Source organism: Haemophilus sp. SZY H36, from assembly GCF_018829625.1.
GTDB classification, from domain to species: Bacteria; Pseudomonadota; Gammaproteobacteria; order Enterobacterales; family Pasteurellaceae; genus Haemophilus; species Haemophilus haemolyticus_K.
This window is the reverse complement of the sequence record NZ_JAHKKA010000004.1, coordinates 1-16,589: the sequence shown is the minus strand read 5'-3', so window position 1 is coordinate 16,589 and position 16,589 is coordinate 1. Positions and strand designations below refer to the sequence as shown.

The 16,589-nt window shown below is 39.2% G+C and carries 13 protein-coding genes; 2 read left to right on the top strand and 11 right to left on the bottom strand.

The annotated features are described in order from the left end of the window. Window positions 1-348 precede the first annotated feature (348 nt). On the bottom strand, window positions 349-2,001 hold the full coding sequence (locus tag KP713_RS07425) for a phospho-sugar mutase (protein WP_215770295.1): 1,653 nt from the start codon (window positions 1,999-2,001) through the stop codon (window positions 349-351). 235 nt (window positions 2,002-2,236) lie between these two features. Between KP713_RS07425 and dnaE the strand changes: the two genes are divergently transcribed. Beyond that, window positions 2,237-5,716: a DNA polymerase III subunit alpha gene (dnaE, locus tag KP713_RS07420; RefSeq protein ID WP_215770294.1), complete on the top strand. Its 3,480-nt coding sequence runs from the start codon at window positions 2,237-2,239 to the stop codon at window positions 5,714-5,716. Window positions 5,717-5,754: 38 nt separating this feature from the next. On the opposite strand, the gene ilvA is transcribed toward dnaE, so the two are convergent. The 10 genes from ilvA to metN form a co-directional block, all read right to left on the bottom strand. After that, on the bottom strand, window positions 5,755-7,296 hold the full coding sequence (gene ilvA, locus KP713_RS07415) for a threonine ammonia-lyase, biosynthetic (protein ID WP_215770293.1): 1,542 nt from the start codon (window positions 7,294-7,296) through the stop codon (window positions 5,755-5,757). An 8-nt stretch (window positions 7,297-7,304) separates the two neighbouring features. Further along, complete coding sequence (locus tag KP713_RS07410; protein ID WP_215770292.1) at window positions 7,305-7,799, bottom strand: GNAT family N-acetyltransferase; 495 nt, start codon at window positions 7,797-7,799, stop codon at window positions 7,305-7,307. 84 nt (window positions 7,800-7,883) lie between these two features. After that, entirely contained in the window at window positions 7,884-9,722 is a 1,839-nt protein-coding gene (gene ilvD, locus KP713_RS07405; protein WP_215770291.1) for a dihydroxy-acid dehydratase, read from the bottom strand. Between the two features lie 59 nt (window positions 9,723-9,781). Then, complete coding sequence (gene ilvM / locus KP713_RS07400; RefSeq protein WP_215770290.1) at window positions 9,782-10,000, bottom strand: acetolactate synthase 2 small subunit; 219 nt, start codon at window positions 9,998-10,000, stop codon at window positions 9,782-9,784. Further along, the gene (ilvG, locus tag KP713_RS07395; RefSeq protein ID WP_215770289.1) at window positions 10,000-11,658 is read right to left on the bottom strand and encodes an acetolactate synthase 2 catalytic subunit; all 1,659 of its coding nucleotides are present in this window, start codon (window positions 11,656-11,658) and stop codon (window positions 10,000-10,002) included. Before ilvG ends, ilvM begins: the two co-directional genes overlap by 1 nt. A gap of 162 nt (window positions 11,659-11,820) precedes the next feature. Further along, window positions 11,821-12,456, bottom strand: a complete 636-nt coding sequence (locus tag KP713_RS07390; RefSeq protein ID WP_215770288.1) for a DUF421 domain-containing protein — start codon at window positions 12,454-12,456, stop codon at window positions 11,821-11,823. Further along, complete coding sequence (locus tag KP713_RS07385; RefSeq protein ID WP_215770287.1) at window positions 12,456-12,911, bottom strand: DUF3290 family protein; 456 nt, start codon at window positions 12,909-12,911, stop codon at window positions 12,456-12,458. Before KP713_RS07385 ends, KP713_RS07390 begins: the two co-directional genes overlap by 1 nt. A 76-nt stretch (window positions 12,912-12,987) precedes the next feature. Next, window positions 12,988-13,809 carry a MetQ/NlpA family lipoprotein gene (locus tag KP713_RS07380; protein ID WP_215770286.1) on the bottom strand — a complete coding sequence of 274 codons (822 nt, stop codon included), beginning with the start codon at window positions 13,807-13,809 and terminating at the stop codon, window positions 12,988-12,990. Window positions 13,810-13,847: 38 nt separating this feature from the next. After that, the gene (locus KP713_RS07375) at window positions 13,848-14,537 is read right to left on the bottom strand and encodes a methionine ABC transporter permease (protein ID WP_005629721.1); all 690 of its coding nucleotides are present in this window, start codon (window positions 14,535-14,537) and stop codon (window positions 13,848-13,850) included. Further along, window positions 14,527-15,564: a methionine ABC transporter ATP-binding protein MetN gene (metN, locus tag KP713_RS07370; protein ID WP_215770285.1), complete on the bottom strand. Its 1,038-nt coding sequence runs from the start codon at window positions 15,562-15,564 to the stop codon at window positions 14,527-14,529. Before metN ends, KP713_RS07375 begins: the two co-directional genes overlap by 11 nt. 175 nt (window positions 15,565-15,739) lie before the next feature. Here metN and gmhB point away from each other — a divergent pair, with 175 nt between their 5' ends. Then, entirely contained in the window at window positions 15,740-16,294 is a 555-nt protein-coding gene (gene gmhB / locus KP713_RS07365; protein WP_140527968.1) for a D-glycero-beta-D-manno-heptose 1,7-bisphosphate 7-phosphatase, read from the top strand. Window positions 16,295-16,589 lie beyond the last annotated feature (295 nt).

The window sequence follows — 16,589 nt, the reverse complement described above, 5'->3', positions numbered from 1 at the left end:
ATCAATGAAATGATAATGAGTGAGTCGCTCACCTTTATTATGAAGTGGCCATTGATGATAGGACAACATCCATAACTGGATGTGGGGCAAATGGAGGGCTTCAGTCCGCTTCTTTGTCCACCAACCTTGTTGTTAGGTGCGATATTGTTAGTTGTTGTTGGTTAATGGAATGTTTATATGGGGTGTAACGATGTAACCATTCCATTAGTCAAACTATCTCAAATTCTAATTTTTATTAATCTATTAGTCATCCTTGTAATTCTAATTTTATCTGCTGATATTTATTGGGTTTCAGATATAAAAAAACGCACTTTCTACAAAGTGCGTTTTATTTTTAGAAACGATTAATTAGCAAGCTTGTTTGCCATAAGCATCTTGGCGAAGAATGTGACGAACACCTTCATCAAATTCTGCTAATACGCGCTCTGCATCTTTTGGATCTTTACCGCGCGCATCCAAGTAGAATTTAATTTTTGGTTCAGTACCTGAAGGACGAGCAATTAAGCGTCCGCCATTTTCCAAGTTGAATACAAGGATATCGCTTTGACGATCTGTTTTAGTATGGTCGATAAATTGTGCCACTTTCACGCCAGCGATTTCTGCTGGTGGCTTGTTGCGAAGTGCGGCCATTAATTTTCCGATTTCTGAAAGATCGCTTACTCGAATAGAGATTTGTCCACTCACATAAGCGCCAAATTCTTTAGTAAATTCATCAGCATAATCTGCTAAAGTTTTGCCTTGTTTTTTCAAGTTACGTACAAGATCTAAGAACACGATTGCTGCAGAAATACCGTCTTTATCGCGTACTTTATCTGGGTCAACTAAATAGCCCAATGCTTCTTCAAAACCAAACAATAAGCCAGATACTTTACCGATATATTTGAAACCGGTTAAGGTTTCTTCTGATTGGAAACCGTATTTTTTCGCAATTTCAGCGAGCGCAGGAGAAGAAACAAGTGAGCAAGCCAATGTGCCTTGTTTACCTTGATATTGTTTTGCTAAGTACCAACCTAAGAAACAGCCTACCACATTGCCGTGTAGTGATTTCCAGTTGCCTTGTGCATCAGGCACAGCAACCGCTAAACGGTCTGCATCTGGGTCATTAGCAATGATAAATTCAGCATTCTTTTCTTTTGCCACTTTAATTGCTAAATCCAATGCACCTTTTTCTTCTGGATTTGGGAAGTTCACGGTTGGGAATGTACCATCTGGCCAAACTTGATCTGCAACTACGTGTGGTTGTGGTAAGTCTGCTTTTGCCAGTGTTTTACTTAAAACTTCATAGCCAACACCGTGCATAGCGGTATAAACATAGTTAATGTCGCAAGCTGGCTCTTTAGCTAATGATGCAGTTTTTGCAATGTACGCATCTACCACTTCATCATTTAACACCACATAATTATCGCTACGTGGTAAATCTTGGATATTGCCTGCCGCAACTTTATCAATTAATGCTGCGATATCTTTATCCGCCGGTGAAACGATTTGACCGCCGCCATTTGCTTTACCTAAATACACTTTATAGCCGTTATCTTCCGGTGGGTTATGGCTCGCTGTCACCATCACACCGGCAGTGGTATCAAAATATTGGATCGCATAAGCTAAAACTGGCGTAGGTAATTTGCGTGGTAATAAATAAGCTTTTACACCTGCACCCGCCATAATTTCAGCGGTGTCACGAGCAAATACATCAGAATTTTTACGACCATCGTAACCAATTACGATTGATGGTTCTTTATCATAACCTTTTAAATATTCCGCCAAACCGCCAGCAGCTTGAGAAACTAAAACTCGGTTCATCCCCATTGAGCCAGCTTGTAAACGGCCACGTAAACCTGCCGTACCAAATTGTAAACGACCATCAAAGCGCGTATGTAATTCTGCTTCTGCTGCTTTATCTCCGCCTTTTGCTGCATCTAAAAGTGCGGTTAATTCTGCACGAGTTTCTGCGTCAGGATCTTGGTTTAACCAATTTTGCGCTACATGAAAAAGAGTTGTCATAGGATCATCCTTATTCTCTTGAAATAAATAAATCGCTGCTAGACTAGCCGAAATCACCCAAAATGGGAACGGATAATTATCAAAATTTTGATCTACTTAACATTTTTTGTTCACGCAATCGGTTATCCGAGCTAATTAGGAAAGCCATTTGTTGCATAGGCATTTATTTGAAAAATTCGCTATAATACCGCCTCAATATTTACGGCAAAATTTAACCGCACTTTAAGGATTTTCAATGTCATCCCAGCCTCGTTTCGTCCATCTTCGCACGCACACAGATTTTTCGATGATTGACAGTATCGTCAAAGTGAAACCGCTAGTAAAAGCCTGTGCTGCTAATGAAATGGTTGCAATGGCACTAACAGATTTTACAAATTTTTGCGGTGTGGTGCGCTTTTATGGCGAGATGCTTTCTTTAGGGATGAAGCCAATTATCGGGGCAGATGTAAAAGTCAAAAGTACATTATGTGGCGATGAATACTTTGATCTGACTTTGTTGGCTAAAAATAATGAAGGCTATAAAAATATTACTTTATTGTTATCAAAGGCTTACCAGCGAGGTTATAACGACTTACCTTATATTGATCAAGATTGGCTTATTGATTATCGAGAAGGGGTGATTATCTTATCTGGTGGTATACAGGGAGATGTGGGAAAGAAATTATTAAAAGATAATGCTGATGAGATTGAAAGTGCGGTCGCATTTTATCAAGAATTTTTTCCCGAGCATTTTTATCTTGCTCTTAGCCGCACAGGAAGAGCGGATGAAGAAAGTTATATCCAAGCAGCACTAAAATTAGCTGAACATTACCATTTACCGTTAGTTGCTACAAATGATGTGGTATTCCTCAAGCAAGATGATTTTGAAGCCCACGAAATTCGTGTAGCGATTAGAGATGGTTATACTTTAGATGATCCTAAACGCCCAAAACGTTATACCTCCGAACAATATTTCCGTTCAGAAGAGGAAATGTGTGAGTTATTTGCAGATATTCCCTCAGCTTTAGAAAATACGCTTTTAATTGCTCAGCGTTGTAGTGTAACGCTTCGTCTTGGTCAATATTTTTTACCAAAATTTCCAACGGGTGAATTGAGCACGGAGGATTTCTTAATAAAAAAAGCCAGAGAAGGACTAGAGGAGCGTTTAGCATTTCTATTTCCGGATGAGAAAATTAGGGCCGAAAGACGGGCAGAATATGATGAACGTTTAGAAGTGGAATTAGGTGTTATCAACCAAATGGGATTCCCTGGTTATTTCTTGATTGTGATGGAGTTTATTCAGTGGTCAAAAGATAACGATATTCCAGTGGGACCAGGACGAGGTTCAGGGGCTGGTTCTTTAGTTGCCTATGCATTGAAAATTACCGATTTAGATCCGCTTGAGTTTGATTTGCTATTTGAGCGTTTTTTAAATCCTGAACGGGTATCTATGCCTGACTTTGACGTGGATTTCTGTATGGATGGTCGAGATCGTGTTATTGAGCATGTAGCTGAAACTTACGGACGCGGTGCAGTATCACAAATTATCACCTTTGGTACCATGGCGGCAAAAGCGGTGATTCGCGATGTAGGGCGCGTATTGGGACATCCTTATGGTTTTGTTGATCGTATTTCGAAATTGATTCCTCCGGATCCAGGAATGACGCTCGCAAAAGCGTTTGAAGTTGAGCCACAATTGCAAGTGGTGTATGACAGTGATGAAGAGGTTCAAGCCTTAATAGATATGGCGCGTAAGTTGGAAGGTGTAACCCGTAATGCGGGTAAACATGCGGGAGGCGTAGTAATTTCTCCAACTTTAATTACGGATTTTGCGCCGCTTTATTGCGATAATGAAGGGCTTCACCCTGTTACCCATTTTGATAAAAGCGATGTGGAATATGCAGGGCTTGTGAAGTTTGATTTCTTAGGATTACGTACTCTGACTATCATTAAGTGGGCATTAGATATGATCAATGCTCGCATGGCTCGAGAAGGTAAGCCACTTGTTGATATTGCTGCGATCCCTCTAGATGATCATGAATCTTTTGAACTGCTTAAACGTTCTGAAACTACAGCTGTATTCCAGCTAGAATCTCGTGGTATGAAAGATTTGATCAAACGCCTTCAACCTGACTGTTTTGAAGATATTATCGCATTGGTAGCATTGTTCCGTCCTGGTCCTTTGCAGTCAGGAATGGTGGATAATTTTATTGATCGTAAACACGGACGAGAAGAAGTATCCTACCCTGATGCAGAATATCAACATGAAAGCTTGAAGCCCATTCTTGAGCCAACTTACGGTATTATTTTGTATCAAGAGCAAGTTATGCAGATTGCGCAAGTGTTGGCGGGTTATACGTTGGGTGGAGCAGACTTATTGCGTCGAGCGATGGGGAAAAAGAAACCAGAGGAAATGGCAAAGCAGCGTTCTGTGTTTAAAGAGGGGGCGATAAAAAACGGTGTTGATGGTGAGCTTTCCATGAAGATTTTCGACTTGGTGGAAAAATTTGCTGGCTATGGTTTTAATAAATCTCACTCCGCTGCTTATGCCTTGGTATCTTACCAAACCCTTTGGCTCAAAACCCATTTCCCTGCAGAATTTATGGCAGCGGTAATGACATCTGAAATGGATAACACGGATAAAATTGTGGGTTTATATGATGAATGTTTACGTATGGGATTAAAGGTTGCTCCACCAGATATTAATGTGGGTAAGCATCATTTTAGTGTTAATGACCAAGGTGAAATTGTATATGGTATTGGCGCAATTAAAGGTGTGGGGGAAGGCCCGATTGAGGCACTTGTGACCGCTAGAAATGAAGGGGGAATTTTCAAAGACTTATTTGATTTATGTGCTCGAGTAGATTTGAAGAAAATTAACCGCCGGACTTTTGAAAGCCTAATTATGTCCGGTGCCTTTGATAAATTAGGTCCACATCGCGCCGCACTTTCTAAGAATTTAGAAGATGCCCTTAAAGCATCTGATCAACATGCTAAAGATGAAGCAATGGGACAAACGGATATGTTTGGGGTACTAACTGAAACCCACGAAGAAGTCGAGAATGCCTATGCGAATACCCCTCCTTACTCAGAAAAACAAATTCTTGATGGTGAGCGTGAAACACTAGGGCTTTATTTAAGTAGTCATCCTGTAAGCCGATATTTAAAAGAATTATCTCATTACACATCAATACGTTTAAAAGATTTGACTCCAAATCGTCGTGGGCAAATAAGTACTGCCGCAGGATTATTAGTTTCGTCTCGTATAGCTATGACTAAAAAAGGTAATCGACTCGGTATTGCAACATTAGATGATCGTTCTGGTCGTTTAGATTTAACTTTATTTGGTGAAAGTTTAGAGCAATTTGGTGAAAAGTTACAAAAAGATACAGTAGTGATTGCTTCTGGACAGATCAGTGTTGATGATTTCTCAGGTGGCTTAAAAATGACGGTGCGAGAGTTAATGACCTTAGATGAGGCTCGTTCCCGTTATGTCAAATCCTTAGCTATCAGCCTTTCTGAGCATCAAATTACACCAAGTTTCATTAAACAACTTAAAGCATTACTTGAGCCAGTGAGTGGTGGAACGTTGCCCATTAACGTGTATTACCAAAGTCCGAAAGGTCGTGCTTTGTTACGTTTGGGTGTGCAATGGTCGATTATTCCAACAGATGAAATTCTGACGGAATTAGTGAATTTACTTGGCGAAAGTGCGGTGGAATTAGAGTTTGAATAATACAAAGGCGTGAAAAATATCACGCCTTTTTTATAAGATTAACGTAAGAAATAACGATAAGATTTGCTTTCTGTTACATCTTCAAAAACATAATTGAGTTGAGCAAGTGCCTGTTCAAATTCTGCTTGTTCGCGTTCTTCAATTTGGAAACCAGCAAGGATATTTCCATAGTCTGCGCCGTGGGCACGATAGTGGAATAATGAAATATTCCAACGATTTTGTAATGTTTCCAAGAATTTCAATAACGCACCTTTTTGCTCAGGGAATTCGAACGTATATAAGCGTTCGTTATCATTGGCTGCTCGCCCCCCCATTAAATAGCGAACGTGCGTTTTCGCAATATCATCATCAGACATATCCTCAACATCAAAACCATTTTTAGTGAGGTCTGCAATAATATCTGCTCTTTCTTGCTCATTTGTCGTTCTTACCCCAACAAACACACAAGCGCGTTTATCATCTGCATAGCGATAACTGAATTCGGTTACAGCTCGGTTACCTAATATATAAGCAAATTTTAAGAAACTACCGGGTTGTTCAGGCATGGTCACGGCTAATAAAGCTTCTCGGTTTTCACCAATTTCACAACGTTCGGATACATAACGTAAGGTGTGGAAATTCAAGTTCGCGCCAGACAAAATTGCCGCCATATTTTGGCCTTCAATATGGTTTTGTTTCACATATTTTTTCAAACCGGCTAAACCTAATGCACCTGATGGCTCTGCAACAGCACGAACGTTCTCAAACAAATCTTTCATTGCTGCGCACACTTCGTCACTATCGACCAATACCATATCATCAAGATATTGTTGGCATAGGCGAAATGTTTCGTCACCAATACGTTTTACGGCAACGCCATCCGCAAATAATCCAACATGGGTTAAATCTGTTGGCTCGCCTTTATCGAGAGCGGCTTTTAAGCATGCTGAATCCTTTGATTCTACACCGATGATTTTAATTTCTGGCATAAATTGCTTAAGCAAAATTGCCACACCAGCAGCTAAACCGCCTCCACCGACTTGTACAAACACATAATCCAAATCTGCCACTTGTTGTAGCATTTCCATCGCTAACGTGCCTTGTCCAGCGATCACTAATGGATGATCGAATGGTGGAATAAATGTCATATTTTTTTCTTTTGAAAGCTCAATCGCTTTTGCTTTGGCTTCATCAAAATTAGCACCGTGCAACAATACCTCACCACCAAATCCACGCACTGCATCCACCTTAATGCTTGGCGTGTTTTGTGGCATCACGATCAATGCTTTTAAGCCTAATTGTTTCGCTGATAATGCCACGCCTTGCGCATGGTTACCAGCAGAGGCGGCTATTACGCCTGCTGCTTTTTGTTCTGCTGAAAGGCTAGAAATCATTGCGTAAGCGCCGCGTAGTTTAAAGCTATTTACTGGCTGACGGTCTTCACGTTTAATCCAGATATTATTGTGCAGTCGTTCAGAAAGTTTTCCCATTTTTTGTAAAGGGGTCACTTGAGCGGCTTCATATACTCTGGAGCCAAGTTTGACAATCGCGTTGACATAATCACTTTGGTTCGGTTGTGGGTTTGTAAGTAGGTTTTTCATGAGTTACTTTATAATTTATTAAATTCATCAAATGCTGAAAATAATTTTTGATAACAAAACATTTTTTCATTAGAAATTGAATCAATGATTTGTTTAGGTTTAGTAGATAAAATATAGTTAGTTATTTTTTGAGAAGCTAAGTTATCAATACTAATAACTGACTCAATATATAAGTTTTTAAAACTAGACCCCCTAAACATATTGGTCAAAAATTCAATTAAAGCTAATTTAGCTATTTCTTTCCCAAAGCCTTTGTTTTGAAATTTTTCTGGGACGGCATACCCTATTTGAAAACAAGGAGTGTCATTAATTGGCTCTACAAGAACAAAATTACAAAAAGATAGAATTTCTCCTTCGTTTACAATTACATAAGTAAACCTAGGTATGCCTTCAGGTTTATCAAAAAACATATGTAATTTACTATTTGTACAATTACCTAAAGTTATTCTATTCTTTGAAAGTTCTTCTTGTAAGGATAATAATCCAATCATTGGGTCTGACATACTAATCCCTTGTTATATGAATAAATCTGCTAAAAATACAACAAGATGGTATGAGTTAGAAACAATGCACACCATTTTGTTGAGTTATTTCAATAAAGTTTTATCACGCACAGCGCCTTTATCTGCAGAAGTGGCAAAGTGGCCAAACACTTTTAAAGTAAAGGATACTTCACGTTCACGGTGTGCTGGCTGCCAACCTTTTTGATCTTGTTCAGCTCTGCGTGCTGCGAGTTCATCATTACTGATTTCTAAGTTAATTGCACGATTTGGAATATCAATGTTGATAATATCGCCATCGCGTACTAAGCCGATTGCACCGCCTGAAGCGGCTTCTGGTGAAGCATGTCCAATAGACAAGCCTGATGTACCACCAGAGAAACGTCCGTCCGTTAATAAAGCACATTTTTTGCCCAAGCCCATCGATTTTAAGTAACTGGTTGGGTATAACATTTCTTGCATACCCGGTCCGCCTTTAGGGCCTTCGTAACGGATAACAACGACATGACCTTCTTTGACTTTACCACCCAAAATGCCGGCAACCGCATCTTCTTGGCTTTCAAATACTATAGCAGTGCCGGTGAATTTCCAAATAGATTCATCTACGCCCGCGGTTTTAACGATACATCCGTCTTCAGCGAGATTACCGAATAATACGGCTAAGCCACCTTCTTGCGAGATCGCATTTTCTTTATTGCGAATACAACCATTTACACGATCATTATCGACGGTATCCCAGCGACAATCTTGTGAGAATGCTTGAGTCGTGCGGATACCTGCAGGGCCTGCACGGAAGAATTTATGTAATTCTTCATCTTGATTGCGAATAATATCGTATTGGTCTAGTTGTTCTCCCATGCTCATTCCAAGCACGGTGTGTGTATTTTTATGAATTAACCCAGCGCGATCTAATTCACCCAACAATCCCATAATACCGCCTGCACGATGTACGTCTTCCATGTGATATTTATTGGTGTTTGGTGCAATTTTGCTTAAACAAGGTACTCTGCGCGATAAACGGTCAATATCTTCCATTTTAAAATCTACACCTGCTTCTTGTGCTGCCGCTAACAAGTGTAAAACTGTATTGCTTGACCCCCCCATTGCGATATCGAGGCTCATTGCATTTTCAAAGGCATCAAAGGTACCGATTGAACGAGGCAATACGCTTGCATCATCTTGTTCGTAATAGCGTTTGCACAGCTCAACAATTTGACGACCTGCTTTTAAGAATAATTCTTTGCGGTCTGCGTGAGTAGCTAACATAGAACCATTACCTGGTAAAGATAAACCTAAGGCTTCAGTTAAGCAGTTCATAGAGTTTGCGGTAAACATGCCAGAACAAGAACCACAGGTTGGGCAAGCGCTACGTTCAATGACATCAATGCGTTCATCTGACACATTCGGATCGGCGGCCTCAATCATCGCATCAACCAAATCTAAGCGGATTAATTGATCAGAAAGTTTTGTTTTGCCCGCTTCCATTGGACCGCCTGAGACAAAAATTGTCGGAATGTTTAAGCGCATTGCCGCCATTAACATTCCTGGAGTGATTTTGTCACAGTTGGAAATACACACCATCGCATCAGCACAGTGCGCATTGACCATATATTCCACGCTATCAGCGATCAAATCACGGCTTGGTAAGGAATAAAGCATCCCCCCGTGTCCCATCGCGATACCATCATCCACCGCAATGGTATTAAATTCTTTTGCTACGCCGCCTGCTTTTTCAATTTCTGCGGCAACAAGCTGTCCCATATCTTTTAAATGCACGTGACCAGGTACGAATTGAGTGAAAGAGTTCACCACCGCAATAATCGGTTTACCAAAGTCATTTTCTTTCATCCCTGTTGCACGCCATAAGGCACGTGCGCCTGCCATATTACGACCTTGTGTACTAGTCGCTGAACGTAGTTTTGGCATAAATAATCTCTCCGAGTAAAATTTTGTTAGAGTAGTGTGCAATGCCTTGCACTTAATTCTTATTTTATTTCGTTTACATCTGGCAATTTCGCCAACTGATTCACTAATAGATCTAAAGTGCGGTCAGATTTTACGGTGATTTTTAACTGCACTTGGGTTTCAATCAGTATCATTTCCATCGTTGTAACAGTAAATCCGCGGTGACGTGCTATGCGTAAAATGCGTTCTAGCACTTCAGGACGATGGCGAGCGACGAGTTCCAGTTTATATTTATTCATTAGTTCATCTCCTCTACTATATCCGCGTTACATGCACCCGGTGGAACAAGTGGCCATACACATTCATCAGGTGGAATACATACTTGTAATAAATAGGCTGTTTTGCTGTTTAATAATCGGTTGAGTGCCGCATCCACATCATCAGCTGACTCAATACGTTCTGCAGGAATACCGAACGCGTTAGCAAGCATTACAAAATCTGGGTTGTCATCTAAAATGGTTTCACTGCGACGTTTATTCCAGAATAAATCCTGCCATTGACGAACCATACCTAAGCGTTGGTTATCCAACAGCAAAATTTTTACTGGTAAATTGCCACGTTTGATTGAACCCAATTCTTGGATATTCATCATGAGTGAGCCATCACCCGTAACCAAAATGACTTCATCTTGTGGACGTGCTTTTTTTGCCCCCACTGCGGCTGGCAGACCAAATCCCATTGTACCGAAACCAGCCGAAGTAATGTAGTTCTCTGGCGCAAAATGCTTCATGTGTTGCGCTGACCACATTTGATGCTGCCCCACATCGGTACAAATTACCGCATTATTTGGTTTGCGATTAGAGAGGGTGTTGAGTAATGCCCAAGGATCAATCGGGCGATTGTCTTGATTTTCAATATAAGTGAAATCTAATTTTGCTTTGAAATTTCTGATTTGTTCACGCCAAGGTTCAATATCAAGATCTTGTTTGAGTGCATTAAGTGCTTGGATTAAATCCCCTTGTAGGGCAACATCTGCACGGCGTAATTTATGAATTTCCGCTGCATCAATATCACAATGAATCACTTTAGCGTGAGGAGCAAAGGTATCGAGTTTACCTGTGACACGATCGTCAAAACGAGCACCGCATACGAGTAATAAATCACTTTCTTGCACGGCAAAATTAGCAGCTTTCGTACCATGCATACCAATCATTCCCATATACACATCATCGTTTGGATCAATTGCACCTAAACCTTTTAAAGTGGAGACTGATGGCATTTGTGTCTGGGCTAAAAATTCGCGTAAGGCAGGAACAGCCTTCGCCATACCAACCCCGCCACCCACATAAAGCACCGGTTTTTTAGCATTTTTTAATAATTCTTTTGCTTCAGCGAGTTTATCTACTGAAAGTGCGGTTGGTTTTTCTGGTGTTTTAACATAGGCTTTTACATTCTCAGGCACTTCACCAATTTGAATATCGCGAGGCACATCAATAAGAACTGGGCCGGGGCGTCCACTTTGGGCAATTTCAAAGGCTTCCGCAAAAACATCGGCTAATTCATCCGTACTTTGCACGATAAAACTGTGTTTAGTGCAAGCAAGGGATAGCCCTAGAACATCAGCTTCTTGGAACGCATCCGTGCCGATTAATGGAGAGGAAACTTGACCGGTAATGGCTACAACTGGAATGGAGTCCATCATGGCATCGCCTAATCCAGTGACTAAATTGGTGGCGCCAGGGCCTGATGTCGCAATACAGACGCCCACTTTTCCTGTGGAGCGAGCATAACCAATCGCTGCGATGGCAGCCCCTTGTTCATTACGACAAAGTAAGTGATCTAAGCCTGCGTCATAAAGGGCATCGTAGGTTGGCATGATTGCGCCGCCTGGATAGCCGAAAAGAGTCGTGACATGGTGTGCTTTCAGGCACCCCATGATGAGTTGTGCACCTGTCATTGTGTTTGTTTCCGGGTCTTTTATTATTTTTGTCTAAGCTTTCATTGTAACGAAATTTTATAGCATTGGTAGGGCTAGCCTGAAAAAAAGTCAAATATTGAGACAGAAATTTAAAAAAAAGACCAATAACTTAAATTATTGGTCGTGACTTTCATCAGTGGATTAGGTTGGGTCATAAAGGTGTGTAATTAATTGACCATTCAAATATTCACCAATATATACCTGATTTACAGTGAGTTTATTAGTATCTAATTCAGCATGAACCCAATTTTCATCACGGTTGATAATATCAAGAATATCGTAATCAATTTGGCCATCAATAATTAATGGATAGCGTAAATCTTCATCTCCGTATTGAATGATTGAGAGTTGCCCATTTTGTTCAAGTACAGCTCGCTTTACAGTAGAGATTTCATATACACCAGCGGCACGGAGTTTAAACATTAAATCATGAGCAGAAATACCATTTTTCATACATTCATTAGTTTGTACTTTGCCATCTGAAATTACCCAAACTGGGCTCCCATCGATAATATTTTTCACAAATCGGTTATGATTTTTGATAAAACGTAGTGTAAAAATTAATAATGTCCATAAAATGAGAACAAGGGAAAATTGTAGTATGCCAATATTGTCATTATAAATGACAGCGCCAATAATGCCACCCAGTACATAATTTTGTACTTGATCCATGGCTGATGTTGGAGCAAGGTTTCCCTTACCCATTAAATTAATCTGTAAAACAAGACCAATAATGCCCATTGTAAGTTTTATAGCAAGAAATGAATAACTTTCCATTATTTATTTTCCTTATCAATAATATTGATATTCGGGTTGACTAAATTGATTTCAGAGAGTGTATAAGCAGTAAAATCATTATTAAAATTTACCTGATAGTATTTATCCTTAATATTTAAGATCATACCATTTGTAATTTTTTGGCTATTTACTCGTAGATCCTCAAATTGTAAATTTTGTGATGTTTTTACTGAGTTCAAAAATGTAACAATGCGAGAAGTATCATTTGCATATACTTGATTTTGTTCATATTGATTATATTGAATACCAAGTAAGAGAATAATTAAGAGCAGAAAAATAATACTGAGATCTCGGTATTTGGTTTCTAAACGATGGCGCAGATATAAACTTGTGACTAACAGAAGCGCACCAAGTGAAGTAAAAATTGAGATGTATTTAAAATAATCTTGAAAATACATACGGTTTTCTAAATAGAAATAAGTAAAAAAAGACATAAAAATATCCCAAGCTTAGATAAGAAAATCCCTTGCAGAGCAAGGGATTTCGTAATGAGTGAAAGTGCGGTAGAAATTACCAACCTTTTACAACACCATCTTTAAAGTGTTTTTTAGCTTCTTGGTAAACTTCTTCTGTTTGGTAAGATTTTACGAAGTCTTGAACAGCTTTGCTGTCTTTGTTATCGGTACGAGAAACGATAATGTTCACATATGGAGAATCTTTATCTTCTACAAATACACCGTTATCTTGAGCATTTAAGCCTACTTGACCCGCATAAGTATTGTTTACTACAGCTAAATCAACATCGTCTAATGCGCGTGCTGCAACAGAGGTATCTACTTCAGTGATGTTTAATTTTTTCGGATTTTCAACAATATCTAATACAGTTGAAAGAAGGTTATTTGCATCTTTTAATTTGATTAAACCTTGTTTTTCAAGAAGAATTAATGCTCGGCCACGGTTTGTTGGATCGTTAGGAACAACAACTTTAGCACCTTCTTGTAATTCATTCACATTTTTGATTTTTTTAGAATAGCCCGCTAATGGATAGACGAAAGTATTACCCACGATGACTAAGTTATTTAAATTTTTCGCTTTTGCATCTTCATCTAAATAAGGTTTATGTTGCATTGCGTTTGCATCTAAATCGCCTTTAGATACCGCTTCATTTGGTAATGCGTAGTCATTGAATTCAACGAATTGAACGTCTAAACCATATTTTTCTTTAGCGACTTTTGCTGCAATTTCTGCAACTTGGTGCTCAGGACCAGACATCACACCGACTTTGATTTTAAGTGGTGCAGCTGCAGCTTCAGTTTTTTTATCTTCTTTACAGCCTGTTAAAACGAGAGCTGATGCGATTGCAGTGATTGCAAAAAGTTGTTTTAATTTCATAGGATTTCCTTCCTGTTTAAGTTAAGAGTTGTGTTTAATTAACGATGATCCACTTTTTTAGCCAGTGTATCGCCGAGTTTTTGGCTAATCATAACGAATAGCACAATAATAATGGTTGCCACCCAAGTGACATAAGGCATATTGCGATATACGCCGTAGTTGATGGCGAGGCTACCTAAGCCACCGCCGCCTTGCGTCCCTGCCATTGCAGAGTAACCAACTAAAGTGACTAGAGTAAGTGTGATGCCATTAATTAGTGTCGGTAGTGCTTCTGGCAAATAGAATTTACGTACAATTTGCCATTTAGTCGCGCCCATTGCTTGAGCGGCTTCGGTTAAACCATTTGGAATTTCCATTAATGCATTAGCAGTTAAGCGAGCTACGAATGGCATCGCACAAATACTTAATGGAATAATTGCTGCTGTTGTACCTAATACTGTTCCCACGATAAAACGTGTTACAGGTAATAAGATTAAGAGCAAAATAATAAATGGAATAGAACGCCCAATATTAATGATCGTGTTTAACACAAAATGAGTGCGGTTATTTTGTAAAATCTCATTTTTTCCAGTTAAGAAAGTCCATACACCAACTGGCACCCCGACTACTACGGCAAGTAAAGTAGATGCAAAGCTGATATAAATAGTTTCATAAGTTGCGGTTGCGACAACACCCCACATTTGAGGCGTTAATTGCTGGCTGAATGTTGCCAAGAAATCATTGAACATAACCAAGCACCTCCACGCGCACGTTGTTTTCCATTAAATAAACTTTGGTTTGTGTAATGGCATCTTCATCGCCTTCTACTTCAGCAATGGTATAACCAAATTTCACGCCTCCAGCATAATCAATTTGTGAGGTTAAAATACTGAGCTCCACGCCAAATTTTTTTGATGCCTGAGAAAGTAACGGTGCATCGACTGAGCGACCGGTAAACTCAAATTTGATAATTGGATACGCTTTGCTATGCTTCGGCGTATTAGTAAGATTTTCCAAATATTCATCAGGTAGACTGATGTGGAAAGTCGAACGAATAAACTCTTGTGCTAATTCTGTTTTAGGGTTTGCAAAAATTTCACTGACAGTACCTTGTTCAACTAGGCGACCTTGATCAATAACAGCAACTTGATCACAAATCTGTTTAACAACTTCCATTTCATGGGTAATCAACAAAATCGTAATACCTAAAGTGCGGTTAATTTCTTTTAATAATTTAAGAATAGATTGTGTCGTTGCAGGATCTAGTGCGCTAGTGGCTTCATCACATAATAAAACTTTAGGATCGCTCGCTAAGGCGCGCGCAATGGCTACACGTTGTTTTTGTCCACCCGAAAGATTACTTGGGTAAGCATCACATTTTTCGCTTAAACCAACAAGATCTAAAAGTGCGGTAATTTTTTCTTGTATTTTTGCTTTTGGCTCACCTTCCAATTCTAAGGGTAATGCCACGTTTTCAAATACGGTGCGAGAACTTAGTAAATTGAAATGCTGAAAAATCATTCCAATTTGACGACGAGCACGTACTAACTCGCGATCAGAAAGTCCTGTTAATTCTACGCCGTCCACAATAACGGAACCGCTAGTTGGTTTTTCTAATAAGTTTACACATCGAATTAATGTACTTTTTCCTGCGCCAGATGCGCCAATTACTCCGCAAATTTGACCTTTTTCGATGTTTAATGAGACATTATCAAGCGCAGTCAATTTCTTGCTAGGCAGCTCAAAAATCTTCGTTATATTGCTTAGCTTAATCATATAAGCCCTTTTTATTTGCTATTTTTAAATCTGTTTCGGTATTCTAGACGTCTAGATTGCTATGTCAATATGTCAGATTATCTTTTTTAGACAGATTGGTTATGAGTTATATTTGCTAATTGCTTGGATTAAATAGATAATTTTCGTCAATTTGATACGTATGAAAGGTAAGGGAATGAATAAGGCTATTTTTTTAGATCGCGATGGTACGTTAAATATTGATTACGGTTATGTACACGAAATTGATAACTTTAAGTTTATTGATGGTGCGATTGATGCACTGCGAGAATTAAAGAAAATGGGATATATGTTGGTGTTGGTTACTAATCAATCTGGAATTGCGCGTGGCTATTTTTCTGAGGAGCAGTTTTTACAGTTAACAGAATGGATGGATTGGTCATTGGCTGAGCAAGATGTGGATTTGGATGGTATTTACTATTGCCCACATCATTCTGAGGGAAACGGTGAATATAAAGAAGACTGTGATTGCCGGAAGCCTAAACCAGGAATGCTATTGCAAGCGATCAAAGAATTAAAGATCGATCCTACGCAATCTATTATGGTTGGAGATAAAGTTGAAGATCTAAAAGCGGGAATTGGCGCGAAGGTGAAAATGAACGTATTAGTTCGTACAGGTAAACCAGTAACAGAGGACGGAGAGAGAGTAGCAGATTATGTGTTAGATTCTATCGTTGATCTTCCTAGAATTTTAAAACGCTTAAAAAAATAGCTCAAAAGATCTATATTTTGCTCTAATCGCTTGCGCTTTAATCAAAAGATCATTTTTTTAAATATTTTTACAAAAAAGTACTTGCAAGGGATTTGAAAATCCCTATAATGCACCGCACACAACGACGCACTGTTGTGAAGTTTTTAAGTTTCCAAGTGCGTCGTTGTTTTTTGCTCTTTAACAATATATCAGACAATCTGTGTGGGCACTTGTTGATTGACTTGTTTTAAAATATTTTTAATTTTGAAGTCTTAATAGGTGCTTAACTGAAAATTCATAATTACTTTTTAAGTAG